This is a genomic window from Achromobacter sp. FW305-C-13 (genome assembly GCF_058783475.1).
The window spans coordinates 331,772-349,156 of record NZ_JBYSYN010000003.1; the positions used below are offsets into that span (position 1 = coordinate 331,772).

The following is a 17,385-nucleotide window of genomic DNA, read 5'->3' on the forward strand; positions in this document are numbered from 1 at the left end:
CTGTCTTCCCTCATCTGCTGCCAATGAGCAACGATCTCTTCGCGGCCGATCCAGCGCATCGGCCCTATGTGCCCCTGGCCGAACGCCTGCGCCCGCGCACCTTGTCCGACGTGGTCGGGCAGTCGCACCTGCTGGGCCCGGACAAGCCCCTGCGCGTCGCTTTCGAATCCGGCCGTCCGCATTCCATGATCTTCTGGGGGCCGCCAGGGGTGGGCAAGACCACGCTGGCGCGCCTGATGGCCGACGGCTTCGACGCCCAGTTCATCGCCATTTCGGCCGTGCTGGGTGGCGTCAAGGACATCCGCGAAGCCGTGACGGTGGCGCAGGTGGCGCAAGGCCAGGGCCGCCGCACCATCCTCTTCGTCGACGAAGTGCACCGCTTCAACAAGGCGCAACAGGACGCGTTCCTGCCCTATGTGGAGAGCGGGCTCTTCACCTTCATCGGCGCCACCACCGAAAACCCCTCGTTCGAGGTCAACTCGGCCTTGCTGTCGCGGGCGCGGGTGTACGTACTGCAGTCGCTCTCCCCCGAAGAACTGCAGCAACTGGTCGACCGCGCGGTCGACGCGCTGAACGACGGCCTGGAAGAGGGCGAGGCCATCCGGGTGGAGGCCGACGCGCGCGAGCAACTGGCGGCCTGGGCCGATGGCGACGCGCGCCGCCTGATCAGCGCGGTGGAAGTCGTGGCCGAATCCGCGCAGTCGGCGGGCCGGGATTCGGTGGACGCCGCCTGGCTGGAGATTTCGCTGTCGCAGAACCTGCGGCGCTTCGACAAGGGCGGCGACGCCTTCTACGACCAGATCAGCGCGCTGCATAAATCGGTGCGCGGCTCCAACCCCGACGCCGCGCTGTACTGGTTCTGCCGCATGATCGATGGCGGCGCCGATCCCAAATACCTGTCGCGCCGGCTGGTGCGCATGGCGGTCGAGGACATCGGCCTGGCCGACCCTCGCGCCACCGACCTGGCGGTCAACGGCGCCGACATCTATGAACGCCTGGGTTCGCCCGAAGGCGAACTGGCGCTGGCGCAAGCGGTGGTCTACATGGCCTGTGCGGCCAAATCGAACGCCGTCTACAACGCCTACAATCAAGCCCGCCAGTTTGCCGCCGAGCACGGCAGCGCGCCGGTGCCCATCCACCTGCGCAATGCGCCCACCAAGCTGATGAAGCAACTGGGCCACGGCAAGGCGTACCGCTATGCCCACGACGAGCCGCACGGCTACGCCGCGGGCGAACAATATTTCCCTGATGGGCTGAAGCCTTCCTTCTATCGGCCGACCGATCGGGGGCTGGAGGCTAAAATCCAGCAGAAGTTGGCATTCCTGCGCGAGTTGGACGCACAGGAACGCGCCAAGAACCGGTAACGGGCCGCGCCCGTTGCTTTCCGCCACCTCACTGACATCACCATGCTAGACCCGATACTGCTGCGCAAAGACCTGCAAACCGTCGTAGACCGCCTCAAGAGCCGTGGCGTGTCCTTCGACACGGAACGGTTCAACGATCTGGAGTCTCGCCGCAAGGCCGTCCAGACCGAAACCGAGTCCCTGCAAGCCCGCCGCAACGCGCTGGCCAAGCAGATCGGTCAGTTGAAGGCGAAGGGCGAAGACGCCAGCGCCGTCATGGCCGAATCGCAGGCCGTGCCGGTCCGCTTGAAGCAGCTGGAAGAAGAGCTGGCCGCGCTGCAGGCTCCGCTCAACGACCTGCTGATGTCGGTGCCGAACCTGCCCCACGCCAGTGTGCCGCTGGGCGAATCCGCCGACGACAACGTCGAGGTCCGCCGCTGGCTGCCTGGCGCCGCCGGCGCTGACGGCAACCCGCCGGCCCTGGCGTTCGAAGCGCGCGACCACGTCGCCATCGGCGAACCGCTGGGCCTGGATTTCGACATGGCGGCCAAGCTGTCGGGCGCGCGCTTCTCGTTCATGCGCGGCCCGATCGCCCGTCTGCACCGTGCGCTGTCCCAGTTCATGCTGGACCTGCAAACGGGCACGCACGGCTATACCGAGTGCTACACGCCCTACATCGTCAACGCCTCGACCCTGTACGGAACGGGCCAGTTGCCGAAGTTCAAGGACGACATGTTTGCCGTGTCCAAGGGCGGTGGCGACGACGATCCCAAGGTGGACGCGGCCGGCAACCCGTACGTGCGTGAAGACCAATACCTGATCTCCACCTCCGAAATCACGCTGACCAGCGTTGCGCGCGACACGATCCAGGCCGCCGCCGACCTGCCGCTGAAGCTGACCGCCCACACGCCTTGCTTCCGCTCGGAAGCCGGCAGCGGCGGCCGCGACACCCGCGGCATGATCCGTCAACACCAGTTCGACAAGGTCGAAATGGTGCAGATCACGCAACCCGACCACTCCTACGAGGCACTGGAAGACATGGTCGGCCACGCCGAGCGCGTGCTGCAGTTGCTGGGCCTGCCGTACCGCGTGGTGCTGTTGTGCACGGGCGACATGGGCTTTGGTTCGGCCAAGACCTATGACCTGGAAGTGTGGCTGCCGGCGCAAAACACCTGGCGCGAGATTTCGTCGGTGTCCAACTGCGAGACCTTCCAGGCCCGCCGCATGCAGGCGCGTTTCCGCAATGCCCAAGGTAAACCGGAATTCGTGCATACCTTGAACGGTTCCGGCCTGGCGGTCGGCCGTGCATTGGTTGCCGTGTTGGAAAATCACCAACAAGCCGATGGCAGCGTGCTGATTCCGGAAGCGCTGCAGCCTTATATGGGCGGCATTTCGGTGCTGAAACCCTGAGGCGCCATGCGCCTATCCTCCATTTGGAGGATAAAAAGACGGAGCCTGCGGGCTCCGTTTTTTTTTATCATGCGACATATTCCTGTCGCTTTTGCTCATTATCGTGAGCGCGTGTGTGCTTGATTTTGATGTGAGCAATTGTGTATTTTCAATAAAAGGGCCGGATAGTTGCGGCACAATACACCCGCGTTCTACACGCTTCATTCACATATAAAACAAGGAGTTGTCCATGACTTCAAGAATGATTGGAGATTTTCGTGTGAGATGCTCTGTCGCTCATGAAGACGAACAGGGCTACCGCGTGCAGATATGGACCCGCCGGGTTGGCGGTACCGCACCGGAAAAATGCTGGACCGTGCCGGGACAGGCGCCGTTCTCTGACTTGCACGAAGCAGAACAGGAAAGCCGTCAATTGTTCCAAGAAATCAATGGTGTGCGTTTTAACGGTGAACCGGAGTTTGCTCATGCGTCCGCATAATGGTTGGTGGCGGGCGTCGAGTGCGCCCCGTAGATGGATCGATCTTGTTCAGGAATCGCCGCAGGAGGCCAATAAGGCCAACGCGGCATTGCAAAAGCCGGCCGCCATGGCTGGCAAACCGGTACCGGCTCCCGCAGCTTGATACCGTTCCAACGGGGCACCGGACATTGTCCCCAAGGAAAAAGCAGTGCCGCCCTCCACGCGTCTCACGCGTCGCGGGCAAAAAAAAAGGCCACTCATCGAGTGGCCTTTGCCATTTAACGGCGCCAATCGCCGTGGCCGTGCCCGTGTCCGCGGTAATAACCCGGGCCCGGACCGTAGTAGCGCGGGGGCGGGCCGCCGCGCCAGTAGGGGCCGCCGCGGTAATAGACCGGAGCGGGGTAGACCACCGGGGGCGCCACGTACACGGGGGCCGGGCGGTAGTAGACGGGCGGCGGCGGGGCCACGTAGACCGGTGCGGGCGCGACATAGACCGGCGCCGGATAGACCACCCCGGGTACGCCGATGGAAATGCCCACATCCACACGGGCCAATGCGACGCTGGAGATCAGCAGACCTGCGGCACCGGCACCTGCGATAAGCCATTTTTTCATGTTGCACCTGCCTGCTGCATGACACAGCAAAGTTGAGTATTCGACGGCCCTATTTTCGGTCTTTCCCGCTCGCTTTTGGTAAGCGGGCCTCCCTCAATAGCGACAATCCGCAACCGCTCTGTTGCCTGGAACCGGCAGCGTGCTGCACTGCGGCGTGGTGCGTCCGCTCTGGTAAACCCGCACTTGAAATCGATTGAAATCAGCTGGAATGGGATGAAGTTAAACGGGTGCGTTACACGCCGTCACCATCCTGGAAGGGCGGCGGGGCCGCCCTATGACGGGCGCGGCCCTTATTCCGCCTGCTGACGGCGAAATTCCACCACCCAGACCCACGGATTCGCGGCCCAGGCGTGGGAGCCGTAGCGCTCGCACCACGTCAGCGCAAACGCCGTTTGCAGAGGCACGCCCGGCAGCAACGCTGATGATTCATAAAGGGCTTGCGTGCCTTCGGCGCGTGCGTCGGCTTCCGTCAGGTTCTGTAAACGCTGTATGCGTACGCCCACGATCACGGCGGTCGCGAACGGCTGGCCCGCTTCATCCGTCAATATGATGCTCTCGCCGGATTTCCCATAGGGGCATCTGACCCAGCTGGATGTCTTGCGCAGCTCCGCCGGGTTATCGCGGCTGGGGCCCATGGCGACCCATCTGCCGGAATCCTCCGCGTCCGCATACCAGACCGTGGTGGGTTTAGTCGGCTGCGGCTTCAAAATGCGGCGGCTCTGCACTTTAGAACCGTTCAAGACGGCTTGCTTAAGCGGTTCGCTGAATTGAAGTGACTGCCTTTTCATGCGCTCGCTATTCTCCTCTCGATTAACGTCCCGCGCGTTTCCGCCCGCGCGTCGAAATCGATGTGTGACCAGTGCACCAGCTATTTTTATCTAGGTGGAGGCAGTATGACGTGTCGAGTTCATGATGTCAGGCACGGTTTGTATTAGTGTTGTCTTTTTGTACCGCCGTCGTTATTTGTATACTCAAGGCATGACTACAGACCTGCATGACCTCAAGCCTGGCTACTACTGGTACACCATGGCCAACGACCCGCTGGCCGTCATCCACATCCATGAAGACGGCGGCGCGTCGCTGATGGGTACGGACTACCGCATCGGCGCCGAAGGCGTGGCCGACATGGTTCGCCAAGGTGAGCGCTTCTTCTGGATCGAACCGCCGCAAGGTTGATGCCCAAGGGGGTTGCGTAGCCGGCCGCTGGGGCCGGCCGCCTGCGCTTGTGCGGAACACACCATGACCGACCTGTTATTGAAGAATGTCCGCGTGTCGCCCGCCGATACCGTGGACGTGCTGGTGCGAGCCGGACGCATCGCCCACATCGGCGCGGCCATCGAAGGCGCAGCTGATGCCCTGGTGGAGGACGGCGGTGGCGCCTTGCTGCTGCCGGGCCTGATCGAAGGGCACACCCACCTGGACAAGACCAACTGGGAATCGCCCTGGTACGTCAACGAGGTCGGGTCTGCGCTGACGGACCGCATCGACAACGAACGCGCCTGGCGCGCCAGCACGGGCCATGACGCCGCCAGCCATGCGCGCGCCTTGGCGCTGGCCTTTCTGCGCGAAGGCACGACGCGCATCCGCAGCCACGTCGACGTCGATACCGATGCCGGCTTGCGCCACCTGGACGGCGTGCATGCCACCCGCGACGAACTGGCCGGCCGCATCGAAATCCAGACGGTGGCTTTCCCGCAATCGGGCTTGCTGATCCGTCCGGGTACGGCCGAATTGCTGGACCAGGCGCTGGCCCAAGGCGCCGATGTGCTGGGTGGCCTGGATCCGTCCGCCATCGACCGCGACCCCGCAAGATCCCTGGATGTGTTGTTCGGCCTGGCCGACAAGCATGGCAAGCCCGTGGACATCCATTTGCACGAACCCGGCGAGCTGGGCGCGTTCACGCTGGACCTGACCCTGGACCGCGTCGCGGCACTGGGCATGCAGGGCAAGGTGGTCATCAGCCATGCCTTCTGCCTGGGCGGGATCGACGCCAAGCGGTTGGACGGCCTGCTTCGGCGGCTGGCCGCGCTGGATGTGGCCGTGCTGACCACGGCGCCGCCATCGCGGCCCGTGCCGGCCGTGCGCGCCTGCCGCGAGGCCGGCGTGACGATCTTCGGCGGCAATGACGGCATCCGCGATACCTGGACGCCTTATGGCAGCCCGGACATGCTGGCGCGCGCCATGATGATCGGCTTGCGCAACGACCTGCGCCGCGACGACGAGGTCGAATGGGCATTCGATTGCGTGACCGGGGCCGCGGCCCGTGCCTGTGGTTTCGCGGATTACGGCCTGACGCCGGGCGCGCGCGCCGATCTGGTCCTGGTGGATGCCAGCTGTGTGGCTGAAGCAGTGGTAACCCGCAAGCCCCGCCGCCTGGTCGTATCCGCCGGCGCGATCGTGGCGCGCAACGGGCAGGACGCGATCGCCTAAGGCTGGGACAGGCCGAGCTGCGACTCGGTCAGTTCCACGAAGGCCCGCATCAGCTCCGACCGCACGCCGGCGCGCAGCCAGATCGCGCCTACCGTGCGCACTGGGCAGGGCGCCGGCAACGGCCAGCGCTTGACCCGTGCCGCCAGCATGTCGGAGGCGGCCCAGTCCGGCAACAGCGCCACCCCCAATCCCTCTGAGACCAGCTTGGCGATGGAATCGATGCCATCGAGCTCGAATCGCACGTGGGGCCGCAGGTTGCGCGCCCGCAAATAGTCGTCCGCCATTTTTCCGCCAACCACGCTGCGGTCGTAGCAGATGTAGGGCTCGCGCGCGATTACCGCCAGCGGGTCGCGCACCTTCATGTCGGCGGGGGTGACCAGCACCAGCGGTTCATGGCGCAGGTCGCGCCACGCGCAGGTCTTGGGCAGGGAGAACAGTGGGTGCACCAGCAACGCGCCGTCTAGTTCGCCCGACAGCACCTTGCCGTACAGCAGCGTGGTGGGCGCGGGTTCGATATAGATTTCGATGTGCGGGTGGCGGGCGACCCAGGTGCGCAGCACGGGCGGCATGATGCCGGTCAGCGCGGTGGGCGTGGCGCCCAGCCGCAACGGGCCGGCGGGCAGGTCGGTGTCGCTGGCGGCCGAGCGCAGGTCCCGCACGTCGCGCAGGATGTGGCGCGCGCGGTCCAGGATGCGCAGGCCGGCCGGCGTCGGTTTGACGGTGCGCCCGGAGCGGGCGATCAGCGCGCTGCCTACGTCCGCTTCCAGCGCCCGCAGCCGCTGCTGCACGGTGGCCGGCGTCAGCCCCTGGTGCCGCGCGGCCTGGGCGATGGACCCCAGCTCCACGACATGCACATAGGTTTGCAGAAAACGCGAGTCCACGGTGGCAAGCCTCTTGGGAAGATGGAATATCCATATTCTAAAGATGCGTGACGATAATTGTTGTTTTCTTTGGCGAAGGGAAGAATACGTCCAGAGCATTCAGTCCGCGCAAGCTGCGTTGGCGCCGCCTGTCGGAATTTTTCCCTTATCAAGGAGCCTGCCGTGCCCATCATTGAATCCATTGACGTATGCGCCGCCGCGGTGCCGTTGGACAAAGTCACTTCATTCTCGAACCGCACCGTCTCCACGCGGCACTATGGCCTGGTCAAGGTGCGTTCCACCGACGGCGTGGAAGGCATCGGTTTTTGCTATGTGGGCAGCGCTGGTGGCGCCATCTTCGAGGCGGCGGTGCAAAGCCTGCTGGGGCCCGTGTTGCTGGGCAAGGACTCGCATGCCGTGGAAGGCCTGTGGCAGGCCATGTACCAGGAGGCGCTGCTGCAAGGCCGCCAGGGCACCGTGATGCGCGCGTTGAGTGCACTGGACATCGCGCTGTGGGACCTGAACGCCAAGACGGCCGGCCTGCCGCTGCACAAGTTCCTGGGCGCGGTCGAACTGGAAACCGTACCCGCCTATGCCAGCGGCGGCTACTACCTGGACGGCAAGACGCCGCAGCATCTGGGCGAAGAAATGGCCAGCTATGTGGACAAGGGCTTCAAGGCGGTCAAGATGAAGACCGGCCGCTTGTCGCCGCGCGAAGAAGAAGCGCGCTTGAAGGCGGCGCGCGAGGCCGTAGGCCCGGACGTCGAACTGATGATGGACTGCAATAACGCCTGGCAGGACGTGACTCAAGCCATGCAGTACATCCGCCGCTTCGAGCAGTACGAGCCCTATTTCATCGAAGAACCGTTCAGCCCGGACGATATCGACAGCCATGCCAAGCTGGCGCGCTTGACGCATCTGCCGATCGCCACTGCCGAAATCGGCTATGGCCGCTGGTATCACAAGGAGCTCTTGGACAAGGGGGCGGCAGGCATCCTGCAGACGGACGCGGCGGTGTGCGGCGGCATCACCGAATGGAAGCGTATTGCGGCGACTGCCGCCAGCTATGGCGTGGTTGTTTGCCCGCACTGGTTCCACGACGTGCACGCGCCGCTGGTCGCGGCCACGCCAAACGCCCGCTACGTGGAATTCTTCTGGGACGACCAGGTGCTGAACTTCCGCAAGCTGGTCGATCGCCAACTGACCCATAAGCAAGGACGCGTGGTGTTGCACCAGGAGCCCGGCTTGGGCTTCGGCTTCGACGAACGCATGGTCGAACGGTTCGGCAAGTGGACCCGCGTCGGCCGCTGAGGTCGCATCACCCGCAGGCAGTGCTTCCCTAAAACCAGTCGCCGGCCTACGGGACCGGCGCGAGGAGACAAGAATGCAACGCAGGCAATTCATGACCGGCGCCGCGGCGCTGGGGGTGGGGCTAGTCCTGCCCGCCGCGGCCCGGGCGCAACAGCCGGACTTGCCGTCCGGCCCCGTGAAAATCGTGGTGGGCTTTCCGGCAGGCGGCGGCACTGACGTGCTGGCCCGCTTGCTGGGGCAGAAGCTGGGTGTGATGTGGAACATCCCCGTCATCGTGGAAAACCGCGCGGGCGCGGCGGGCATCATCGCCGCCGAGCAGGTGGCGCGCCAACCCAACGATGGCAACACCCTCCTGATGGCGCACGTGAACAGCCACGGCATCGCGCCAGGCCTGCAGCCCAAGCTGGCCTATTCGGTGGACCGCGACTTCTCGCCCATCGCGCTGGTGGGCAAGACGCCCACCATCCTGATCGGCGGCGCGTCGCAGCCGGCCAAGACCTTGCCCGACCTGGTCAAGCTGTGCCGTGTTCAGCCCGGCAAGATCGTGTTTGGTTCCGCCGGCGCCGGTTCTGCGCAGCACCTGGCGCTGGAGATCTTCAAGGCGCGTGCCGGCATCGACGTGCTGCACGTGCCGTACAAGGGCTCCGCGCCACTCATGAATGACCTGATGGGCGGCCATGTGCAGTACTGCTTCGAAGGCATGACTACTGCTACGCCGCTGCTGCAGTCGGGCAAGGTGATCGCGCTGGCGCAGACCCTGCAGCAGCGTTCGAAAAGCCAGCCGGACGTGCCGACGGTCGCCGAGCAGGGCTATCCGGGGTTCGAGGCCAGCATCTGGTTCGGCATGGTGGGGCCGGGCAAGATGCCTGAGGGCATGGTCCAGCGTATGAACCGCGACATCGACCGCGTGTTGGCCATGGCGGACGTGCAGGAAAAACTGGCGCAGGTGGGGGCGGAAGACGGCGGCGGCAGCGTCCAGCGTTTTGCCGACTTCATGACGCAAGAGCAACAGAAATACGCCAAGACGATCAAGGACGCGAAGATCGTCGTCGAAAGCTGACGCGGCAACGGGCCCGCGACGTGGCGGCTCAGCGCGCGTCCGGGTCCACCCAGCCCGCCATCGCCGAAATCGAGAGGGCCTTTTCCCGCAAGAGGCGCGCGGTGCCGGACTCCAGTTCATCGTCGATCGCGCCCACCGGACCCATCAGGGTAATGGCCGCGGTCATCTCACCCAGCATGTCGAAGATGGGCGCCGACAGCGACGTGAAGTGCGGCAGCAGCGCGTGGCGGCAACGGCTGATGTGATGCTTCTGCACCTCGTCGCGGATCGCCTGCACGTCTTTCATCGTGTAGGAATTGCCCGGCGTGCCGCCATGGCTTTCCGGTACTGACGAAGCCAGTTCCTGCGCCAGCAGGTCGCGTGTCAGGGCATCCGGCAGATGGGCCAGGAAATTGCGCCCCAGCGCGGACGACAGCAGCGGCATCACGCTGCCCACGCGCAGTTCCAGCAACGGACGGCTGCGGCTGCCTTCGACGCGATAGACGATCGTCGGCCCCTTATTGCCCCATACCCCCAGGAACACGGTGTGCCCGGTGACGGCGGCCACTTCGGCCATGATGGGCCGTGCCGTGGTGAACACGTCGAACTGCTCCAGGGCTGCCAGGCCCAGCCGCAAGGCATAGGGCCCCAGGCCGTAGTGGCCGGTGTCGGCATGCTGCTGCACCACGCCCACCTTCTGGAAGCTGACCAGGTAGTAGTGCACGTTGGGCACGGTCAGCTCACAGGCGTCGGCGATTTCCTTCAAGGGCATGGGACGGCCGGTCTTGCGGATCACGTCCAGGATCCGGAACCCCACTTCGATCGATTGGATGCCCCTGCGCGCAGCGGTCGGCGCCTGTTCCGCGTTCTTTTCAACCTTGCCGGCGGGCCTTGCCATCACTGCCTCCACTGTGTCTTTGGCGGCAGTGTAGCAGCGGCCCAGCCGCGCTTTGCACGATGGCGGGGACAGGTTTTCCGGGTTTCCCCCAGCTAGGTGCGGCCTGGATTCCAGTTTGATAATAGTTAATGCGTACAGCAGTATCAATTAAAAACGATCGGGGAATGCAAGCATGGAAGCCAATGTCGCAATGCCGCGGATAGACGCCGCGCCGACGCTCAGCCGGAAAGAGGAACGCCAGGTGGTGGTGGCCTCGACCTTGGGCACGTTGTTCGAGTGGTACGACTTTTTCATCTACGGGACGCTGGCCGTCTTCATGAGCCAGGTGCTGTTCCCGCAGGACAACCCCACCGTGTCGCTGCTTGCCGCCTTGGGTGCGCTGGCGGTGGGCTTCATCATCCGCCCGCTGGGCGCGGTGATGTTCGGCTATCTGGGCGACAAGTGGGGTCGCAAGTACACCTTCCTGATCACCGTGGTGATGATGGGCGGCGCCACCGTGCTGATCGGCTGCCTGCCCACGTATGAATCGGCAGGCCACCTGTCGTGGATCCTGCTGCTGACGCTGCGCGTCGTGCAGGGTCTGGCGGTGGGCGGGGAATACGGCGGCGCCGTCATCTACGTGGCCGAGCACTGCGAACCCCGGCGCCGCGGCCTGTTGACGGGCTGGATCCAGATCACCTCGTCGGCCGGCCTGATCCTGTCGCTGGTCGTCATCCTGTGCACGCAGGCCGCCATGAGCGCCGAGGACTTCCGCCAATGGGGCTGGCGCCTGCCGTTCATCCTGTCGATCGTGATGCTGGCCATTTCGATCTATGTGCGCGCCAAGCTGCATGAATCGCCTGTCTTCACGCGGATGAAACAGCAGAAGCGCCTGTCCAAGAACCCCATCAAGGAAACGTTCGGCCAATGGTCCAGCCTGCGGCTGGTGCTGCTGGCGCTGATCGGCGTGACCGCCGGGCAGGGCGCGACCTATTTCACGGGGCAGTTCTACGTGATGATCTTCCTACAGCAGGCGGTGCAGATCGACCAGACCAGCGTCTACACGCTGATCCTGATCGGCTTCATCATCGGCGCGCCGACCTTCGTGTTGTTCGGCTGGCTGTCCGACCGCATCGGCCGCAAGTGGATCATGATGGCGGGCCTGTTCATCGCCGCCATCGGCTACCACTCCATGTTCGACGTGCTGCTGAAAGCCGGCAACCCGGCGCTGGCGCAGGCCATGCAAAGCACGCCGGTGCGGGTGCACGCCGACACCAGCGGCGGCGCATGCGACTTCGGCCTGCAGGCCGCAATGATCGGCAGCCACGCCGACCACAAGAAGGTGTGCGTGCAGGCCAAGAAATTCCTGGTGGGCAAGGGCATCAACTTTGAATACGCTGCCCCGCTGCCGGGGCAGGACATCGCCATGAGCGTGGGCGGCGTCACCGTCAACGGCTTCGACCGCGCTGGCTACGCGCGTGCGCTGACGGCCGCCGGCTACCCGGACCGCGCCGATCCCGCACGCGTGGACCGTGCCACCATCATCCTGATCCTGGTGCTGATGACGGCGGTGGTCGCCATGGTCTATGGGCCGGTCGCGTCCTATCTGGTCGAGCTGTTCCCGGCCCGCATCCGCTACACCGCGCTATCCTTCCCGTATCACATCGGCGCCGGCATCTTCGGCGGGATCGTGCCGTTCACTGCGACGTACCTGGCGCAGGCAAGCGGCAATATCTTCGGCGGTTTGATGTATCCGGTGGTCGTGATGGTGGTGGTGGGCATCATCGGCAGCCTGTTCCTGCCGAACACCCGCGCCCAGGCCATCGACGAAGACCCCATCCACTAGAAAAGCGAGGAGAGACATGTCAGTGCAATCCAGTTTCAAGGCTGCCGTCATCCAGGCGGCGTCCATCCCGACCGACAGCCTGGCCTGCGCCAACAAGGCGGCCTCCCTGATCCGCCAGGCGGCAGAGCAGGGGGCGCGCGTGCTGGTGTTCCCCGAAGCCTTCCTGGGCGGCTACCCGAAGGGCAATTCCTTCGGCGCGCCCATCGGCATGCGCAAGGCCGAAGGCCGCGATGCCTTCGCCAGCTATCACCAGCAAGCCATCCGCCTGGACGGCGAGGAAGTCGCGGTGGTGGCCCAGGCCGCGGCCGACACCGACACCTTCGTCGTGATGGGCTGCATCGAGGCCGACGGCGGCACGCTGTACTGCACCGTGCTGTATTTCAACGGCCAGGAAGGCCTTGCCGGCAAGCACCGCAAACTGATGCCGACCGCGGGCGAGCGGCTGATCTGGGGCTTTGGCGATGGCTCGACGATGCCCGTCTTCGATACGCCTTACGGCAAGATCGGCGCCGTCATCTGCTGGGAAAACTACATGCCGATGCTGCGCATGTACATGTACAGCCAGGGCGTCGCTCTGTATTGCGCGCCGACGGCGGACGACCGCGACAGCTGGATCCCCAGCATGCGCCACATTGCGCTGGAAGGCCGCTGCTATGTGCTGACCGCCTGCCAGCACTTGCGCCGCGACGCGTATCCGGAAGACTTCGAATGCGCGCTGGGCGACAGCCCGGACACCGTGCTGATGCGCGGCGGCAGCGCCATCATCGATCCCTTGGGCGAAGTGCTGGCGGGTCCGGACTTTTCCGCCGAAACGATCCTGTACGCCGACATCAACCCCAATCAGATCCTGCGCGGCAAGTACGACTTCGACGTGTCCGGCCACTACGCGCGGCCGGACGTGTTCCAGCTGCACGTCGACACCCGCGAGAAGCGGGCGGTATCCGCCATCAGCGCGACTGGCCCGCAGGAGCCCTGAGCCATGCATTTCGATTTCAGCGCCCTGCCATCGCAGACGGTCTACAAGCTGTTGACCTCGACCGTCACGCCGCGTCCGATCGCGTGGGTCACCACAATGTCGGACGAGGGCTGCGTCAACGCGGCGCCGTTCAGCTTCTTCAACGTCATGGGCCACCAGCCGCCCACCGTGGCCATCGGCCTGATGCGCCGGGCCAATGGCGAGCTCAAGGACACCAGCGCCAACATCATCCAGAACGGCGAATTCGTGGTGAACCTGGTGGCCGAGTCGATGATGCAGCAGATGAACCAGACCTGCGCGGACTACCCGCCCGGTGTGGACGAGCTGGCCAAGGCGGGGCTGACGGCGTTGCCGGCCGCGCATGTGCGGCCGCCGCTGATCCAGGGCAGCCCAGTGTCGCTGGAATGCGTCAGCCAGGCGACGATCGTGACCGGGCCGCACCAGGTCGTCGTCATTGGCCGGGTGCTGGGCGCGCACGTGGATGACGCCTTTGTGGAGGATGCCGAGCGCGGCTACGTGAAGACCGCCGAGATGGGCCTGGTTGCCCGCATGCACGGCAGCGGTTGGTATGCCCGCAGTACGGACCTGTTCCAGCTGGCGCGGCCTACTGTCGCAGACTGATGATCCAGGCGGCCGTGATGGCCGCCTTTTTTTTGCCCGCGGCGGCCTCGGGCCGGTTTTGCAAACGCGGGAGCTTCTGTCAAAAAGTTCTCCATTTCCCCCGATGCCCGCCAAATTCCGGCTGCTAGCATTTGCCGGACCGTCGCGGGAATCCTCGATTCCGACTTCTCCGGCGGCATTTTTTCGACACAACGAACACCAATATTTTGGGGGCGGATCATCCAGGGGCTTGCGGGCGTCTGGCTTGCAGGGGAGACGGCATCCGGCCGGCGCCCGGCAACTGCCGAAACCCGCATCCAAGCGCCTGGCTGGATGCTGGAGGCAGTATGAAGAATATGAAGCTTGGAACCCGCCTTGCGGGGGGCTTTTCCGTTTTGCTGGCCATGATCATCCTCATGTGCGTCGTGGGGCTGGTCAGCTTGGCCAACATCAACGAATCGGTCGAAATCGTCACGCAACGTTCGCTGATCAAGGAACGCCTGATCAACGATTGGGCCCGCAATATCCAGACCGGGGTCACCCGGACCACCGCCATCGCCAAAAGCGCCGATGCCAGCCTGGCTGGCTTCTTCACCGAAGAGGCCGCCACCTCCACCCGCAATTCCTCGGCGCTGCAGCAGCAGATCGAACCGCTGATTGAAACCAGCGACGAAAAGCTGCTGTGGGATGGCATCCGCAAATCCCGCGGCGAATACCTGCGCACGCGCGACGCCATCTTCAAGGCCAAGCAGGAGGGCGATGTGGCCTCGGCCGACAAGGTCTTCACCCAGGAATTCCTGCCGGCCACGCGCCAGTTCATCGACCAGATCACCAAGCTGTCGACCCTGCAACGCGCCGAGATCGACGCGCGCGCGGCGGATATCCAAGGCGCCTACCGCAGCGCCAATTTCTGGATGATTGCAATCGGTTCCATCGCGGTCGTCAGCGGTTTGCTGCTGGCCATCCTGCTGACCCGCGGCATCACCCGGCCCTTGTCCGCCGCCGTGCGTGTGGCCCGCACCGTCGCAGCCAATGACCTGACCAGCGTGATTATGGTGAAGTCGCGCGACGAGATCGGCCAATTGATGCAGGCGCTGGAGTCCATGAACGCCAACCTGGCCGGCACCATTGCAAGCATCCGGACCGGCGTGGACAGCATGGCGTCCGCCTCGGGCGAAATCGCGGCCGGCAATACCGACCTGTCGTCCCGCACCGAGCAACAGGCTGCCTCGCTGGAAGAGACGGCGGCGTCCATGGAGCAGCTGTCTTCCACCGTGAAGCAGAACGCCGACAGCGCACGCCAGGCGAACCAGTTGGCCGCCGCGGCGTCCGACACGGCGTCTCGCGGCGGGGCCACCGTGTCCGAAGTGGTCAGCACGATGAACGCGATCTCTGCGAGCTCGGTCAAGATCGCCGAGATCGTTTCGGTCATCGACGGCATCGCCTTCCAGACCAACATCCTGGCGCTGAACGCCGCGGTGGAAGCGGCGCGGGCGGGCGAACAGGGCAAGGGCTTCGCCGTGGTTGCCGCCGAGGTCCGCACCTTGGCGCAGCGCAGCGCCCAGGCCGCCAAGGAAATCAAGACGCTGATTGAAGATACCGTGCAGAAGATCAGCCAGGGTTCGGTCAGCGCCGGCCGCGCGGGCTCGACGATGCAGGAAATCGTCAGCTCGGTGCAGCGCGTAACCGACATCATGGGTGAAATCGCCGCAGCGTCAGCCGAACAGGCCGACGGCATCGAACAGGTCAACCGGGCCGTGTCGCAGATGGATGAAGTCACGCAGCAGAACGCCGCCCTGGTGGAAGAGGCCGCCGCGGCGGCGGGCTCGATGCAGGATCAGGCAGCCGAGCTGACGCGGGCGGTCAGCGCGTTCAAGCTGCCGGGGGCGGGGCAGGCGGGCGGAGGCGAGGCGCAGGCGGTGCGGCTGGCGGCGCCTGTCCGGCAGATTGCGGCGTATTGATGCGGGTAAAGCTTCGGGCGGGGTTTCCCGCCCGATCTTTCACCAAAGACACAAAGAAAAAAGCCCCTGATTTCTCAGGGGCTTCGTTCTTGAATACTGGCGGAGAGGGTGGGATTCGAACCCACGGTACGGGGATACCGTACGCCTGATTTCGAGTCAGGTACATTCGACCACTCTGCCACCTCTCCGTTGCTGGGTTCCAAAACGGCGTTGCCTCTAAGAGGCTTCACGGAAAGATCCCTGGTCGGAAGGATCTTCGTTGTTGGAGCAGCGAAGCCCGCAATTCTACAGGATTTTTTTTGCTTGTGTAAAGGGGGTGCGAAAAAATCTTTACAGGGGCTTATCCCGGGCTTCCGGCGGCGCTGATCTTTGCCCAGAATCGGGTCCATGGATCTGATCCTCATCCTCCTGCTTGCCGCCGTCTTGTGCGTGCCCATCACCCAGCGGCTGGGGCTGGGCGCCATCCCGGGCTACCTGATCGCGGGCGTGCTGATCGGGCCGTCATGCCTGAAGCTCGTGACCAATGTGGACACCATGATCAGCGTGTCCCAATGGGGCGTGGTGATGATGCTGTTCATCATCGGGCTGGAGCTGTCGCCCAAGCGGCTGTGGGCCATGCGCAGCGAGGTCTTCGTGCTGGGGTCGCTGCAGATGCTGGCCTGCGGCCTGTTGCTGGGGCTGGTGTTCGGGGCGGCGCTGCGGCATCTGGCGGGCATGGAGTGGCAAGCGGCGGTGTTGTGCGGGCTGTCGCTGGCGTTGTCGTCGACGGCGGTGGCGCTGCGGCTGCTGGACGAGCGCACGCTGACGCGTACGCCGTTGGGCCGGTCGGCGCTGGGTGTCCTGCTGTTCCAGGACATGGCGGCGATTCCGATGCTGGTGGCAGCCGGGCTGCTGGGCTCGGACGGCACGTCGGCGCCGTCTTTCAAGGAAGCGCTGATTGCCGTGACGGTCGTGGCGGTGGCCTACCGGCTGCGGCTGCTGGGCTGGGCCGCGAAAGCGCAGTTGAACGAGCTGTTCACGGCGGCGGCGCTGTTGATGGTGGTGGGCGCGGCGCAGTTGTTCGACTATGCGGGATTGTCGGCAGGCCTGGGCGGTTTCCTTGTCGGGGTGCTGATGGCGGAATCGCGCTACCGCCACGATCTGGAAAAAGCGATCGACCCCTTCAAGGGCCTGCTGCTGGGCCTGTTCTTCCTGGCCATCGGCATGTCCATCAACCTTGGGGTGGTGGAGGTCCACTGGAAACTTATCCTGGCGGGCGTGGCGGCCTTGCTGGCGGTCAAAGCGCTGGTCCTGTATGGATTCGCGCGCTTTCTGGGGTTGCCGCGCTACCACCGGCTGCTATTCGCCATGGTGCTGGCGCAGGGCGGGGAGTTCAGCTTCGCCATCTTCAACGAAGCCTGGGACAACCATCTGATGAACCTGGAGCAGCGCGACGTGCTGTCGGTGGTGGTGGCGGTGTCGATGGGCGTGGTCCCGGTGCTGATCAAACTGCTGGAACGCGTGCCGGAGAACCGGGGCGGCATGGCCGATCTGCCGACTGCCGAGCCCGTCGCGGCCAACGCTGACGACGCGTCGCCGCCCTCCGAACCCCGGGATAAGCCGCCGTCCGCTTGACCCCGCGCACTGTGGGGACATGGCATGATCGCCGTCACGCGGGGCAG

Annotated in this window: 16 protein-coding genes and 1 tRNA gene; 12 read left to right on the plus strand and 5 right to left on the minus strand. The window is 64.7% G+C overall.

What is annotated here, in order from left to right; genetic code table 11:
• The first annotated feature begins 23 nt into the window (after positions 1-23).
• From AC3WMU_RS20485 to AC3WMU_RS20495, 3 genes are all read left to right on the plus strand, one after another.
• On the plus strand, positions 24-1,364 hold the full coding sequence (locus AC3WMU_RS20485; protein WP_315132983.1) for a replication-associated recombination protein A: 1,341 nt from the start codon (positions 24-26) through the stop codon (positions 1,362-1,364).
• 42 nt (positions 1,365-1,406) lie between these two features.
• Positions 1,407-2,753 (plus strand): serine--tRNA ligase, encoded by a 1,347-nt coding sequence (gene serS / locus AC3WMU_RS20490; protein ID WP_454676231.1) that lies wholly within the window; start codon positions 1,407-1,409, stop codon positions 2,751-2,753.
• A 229-nt stretch (positions 2,754-2,982) separates the two neighbouring features.
• Positions 2,983-3,231 (plus strand): hypothetical protein, encoded by a 249-nt coding sequence (locus tag AC3WMU_RS20495; protein WP_081534068.1) that lies wholly within the window; start codon positions 2,983-2,985, stop codon positions 3,229-3,231.
• 257 nt (positions 3,232-3,488) lie between these two features.
• Here AC3WMU_RS20495 and AC3WMU_RS20500 read toward each other — a convergent pair whose 3' ends face one another.
• Positions 3,489-3,824 (minus strand): hypothetical protein, encoded by a 336-nt coding sequence (locus tag AC3WMU_RS20500; protein WP_006223592.1) that lies wholly within the window; start codon positions 3,822-3,824, stop codon positions 3,489-3,491.
• Between the two features lie 290 nt (positions 3,825-4,114).
• Positions 4,115-4,612 carry an ASCH domain-containing protein gene (locus AC3WMU_RS20505; protein WP_006223593.1) on the minus strand — a complete coding sequence of 166 codons (498 nt, stop codon included), beginning with the start codon at positions 4,610-4,612 and terminating at the stop codon, positions 4,115-4,117.
• A 190-nt stretch (positions 4,613-4,802) separates the two neighbouring features.
• On the opposite strand from AC3WMU_RS20505, the gene AC3WMU_RS20510 reads away from it, so the two are divergent.
• Together AC3WMU_RS20510 and AC3WMU_RS20515 are read left to right on the plus strand one after the other, a co-directional pair.
• Positions 4,803-5,000: a hypothetical protein gene (locus AC3WMU_RS20510; RefSeq protein WP_006223594.1), complete on the plus strand. Its 198-nt coding sequence runs from the start codon at positions 4,803-4,805 to the stop codon at positions 4,998-5,000.
• 63 nt (positions 5,001-5,063) lie between these two features.
• Entirely contained in the window at positions 5,064-6,254 is a 1,191-nt protein-coding gene (locus AC3WMU_RS20515) for an amidohydrolase family protein (RefSeq protein WP_492282885.1), read from the plus strand.
• On the opposite strand, the gene AC3WMU_RS20520 is transcribed toward AC3WMU_RS20515, so the two are convergent.
• The gene (locus AC3WMU_RS20520) at positions 6,251-7,135 is read right to left on the minus strand and encodes a LysR family transcriptional regulator (RefSeq protein ID WP_424625424.1); all 885 of its coding nucleotides are present in this window, start codon (positions 7,133-7,135) and stop codon (positions 6,251-6,253) included. The genes AC3WMU_RS20515 and AC3WMU_RS20520 overlap by 4 nt on opposite strands.
• Before the next feature lie 162 nt (positions 7,136-7,297).
• Between AC3WMU_RS20520 and AC3WMU_RS20525 the strand changes: the two genes are divergently transcribed.
• Both AC3WMU_RS20525 and AC3WMU_RS20530 read left to right on the plus strand, forming a co-directional pair.
• Positions 7,298-8,425 carry a mandelate racemase/muconate lactonizing enzyme family protein gene (locus tag AC3WMU_RS20525; RefSeq protein WP_280025843.1) on the plus strand — a complete coding sequence of 376 codons (1,128 nt, stop codon included), beginning with the start codon at positions 7,298-7,300 and terminating at the stop codon, positions 8,423-8,425.
• 73 nt (positions 8,426-8,498) lie between these two features.
• A complete protein-coding gene (locus AC3WMU_RS20530; RefSeq protein ID WP_280025842.1) occupies positions 8,499-9,485 on the plus strand; it encodes a Bug family tripartite tricarboxylate transporter substrate binding protein in 987 nt (328 codons plus the stop codon).
• A 28-nt stretch (positions 9,486-9,513) separates the two neighbouring features.
• On the opposite strand, the gene AC3WMU_RS20535 is transcribed toward AC3WMU_RS20530, so the two are convergent.
• Positions 9,514-10,362 carry an IclR family transcriptional regulator gene (locus AC3WMU_RS20535; RefSeq protein WP_492282886.1) on the minus strand — a complete coding sequence of 283 codons (849 nt, stop codon included), beginning with the start codon at positions 10,360-10,362 and terminating at the stop codon, positions 9,514-9,516.
• Positions 10,363-10,534: 172 nt separating this feature from the next.
• Between AC3WMU_RS20535 and AC3WMU_RS20540 the strand changes: the two genes are divergently transcribed.
• The 4 genes from AC3WMU_RS20540 (at position 10,535) to AC3WMU_RS20555 (ending at position 15,724) form a co-directional block, all read left to right on the plus strand.
• Entirely contained in the window at positions 10,535-12,187 is a 1,653-nt protein-coding gene (locus tag AC3WMU_RS20540; protein WP_006223600.1) for an MFS transporter, read from the plus strand.
• Positions 12,188-12,203: 16 nt separating this feature from the next.
• Positions 12,204-13,163: a carbon-nitrogen hydrolase family protein gene (locus AC3WMU_RS20545; protein WP_006223601.1), complete on the plus strand. Its 960-nt coding sequence runs from the start codon at positions 12,204-12,206 to the stop codon at positions 13,161-13,163.
• 3 nt (positions 13,164-13,166) lie between these two features.
• Positions 13,167-13,784 (plus strand): flavin reductase family protein, encoded by a 618-nt coding sequence (locus tag AC3WMU_RS20550; RefSeq protein WP_088587805.1) that lies wholly within the window; start codon positions 13,167-13,169, stop codon positions 13,782-13,784.
• A gap of 326 nt (positions 13,785-14,110) precedes the next feature.
• On the plus strand, positions 14,111-15,724 hold the full coding sequence (locus tag AC3WMU_RS20555; protein ID WP_492282887.1) for a methyl-accepting chemotaxis protein: 1,614 nt from the start codon (positions 14,111-14,113) through the stop codon (positions 15,722-15,724).
• Between the two features lie 97 nt (positions 15,725-15,821).
• Here AC3WMU_RS20555 and AC3WMU_RS20560 read toward each other — a convergent pair.
• Positions 15,822-15,912 (minus strand) — tRNA-Ser (locus AC3WMU_RS20560).
• A gap of 199 nt (positions 15,913-16,111) precedes the next feature.
• Between AC3WMU_RS20560 and AC3WMU_RS20565 the strand changes: the two genes are divergently transcribed.
• A complete protein-coding gene (locus AC3WMU_RS20565; RefSeq protein WP_492282888.1) occupies positions 16,112-17,338 on the plus strand; it encodes a cation:proton antiporter domain-containing protein in 1,227 nt (408 codons plus the stop codon).
• Positions 17,339-17,385 lie beyond the last annotated feature (47 nt).

Bases quoted from the DNA above. Each gene is read 5' to 3' on its own strand.
- serS (WP_454676231.1), top strand. From the start codon at position 1,407: ATGCTAGACCCGATACTGCTGCGCAAAGACCTGCAAACCGTCGTAGAC.
- AC3WMU_RS20545 (WP_006223601.1), top strand. From the start codon at position 12,204: ATGTCAGTGCAATCCAGTTTCAAGGCTGCCGTCATCCAGGCGGCGTCC.
- AC3WMU_RS20495 (WP_081534068.1), top strand. From the start codon at position 2,983: ATGACTTCAAGAATGATTGGAGATTTTCGTGTGAGATGCTCTGTCGCT.
- AC3WMU_RS20500 (WP_006223592.1), bottom strand. From the start codon at position 3,824: ATGAAAAAATGGCTTATCGCAGGTGCCGGTGCCGCAGGTCTGCTGATC.
- AC3WMU_RS20555 (WP_492282887.1), top strand. From the start codon at position 14,111: ATGAAGAATATGAAGCTTGGAACCCGCCTTGCGGGGGGCTTTTCCGTT.
- AC3WMU_RS20535 (WP_492282886.1), bottom strand. From the start codon at position 10,362: ATGGCAAGGCCCGCCGGCAAGGTTGAAAAGAACGCGGAACAGGCGCCG.
- AC3WMU_RS20550 (WP_088587805.1), top strand. From the start codon at position 13,167: ATGCATTTCGATTTCAGCGCCCTGCCATCGCAGACGGTCTACAAGCTG.
- AC3WMU_RS20510 (WP_006223594.1), top strand. From the start codon at position 4,803: ATGACTACAGACCTGCATGACCTCAAGCCTGGCTACTACTGGTACACC.
- AC3WMU_RS20540 (WP_006223600.1), top strand. From the start codon at position 10,535: ATGGAAGCCAATGTCGCAATGCCGCGGATAGACGCCGCGCCGACGCTC.
- AC3WMU_RS20530 (WP_280025842.1), top strand. From the start codon at position 8,499: ATGCAACGCAGGCAATTCATGACCGGCGCCGCGGCGCTGGGGGTGGGG.
- AC3WMU_RS20515 (WP_492282885.1), top strand. From the start codon at position 5,064: ATGACCGACCTGTTATTGAAGAATGTCCGCGTGTCGCCCGCCGATACC.
- AC3WMU_RS20565 (WP_492282888.1), top strand. From the start codon at position 16,112: ATGGATCTGATCCTCATCCTCCTGCTTGCCGCCGTCTTGTGCGTGCCC.
- AC3WMU_RS20485 (WP_315132983.1), top strand. From the start codon at position 24: ATGAGCAACGATCTCTTCGCGGCCGATCCAGCGCATCGGCCCTATGTG.
- AC3WMU_RS20505 (WP_006223593.1), bottom strand. From the start codon at position 4,612: ATGAAAAGGCAGTCACTTCAATTCAGCGAACCGCTTAAGCAAGCCGTC.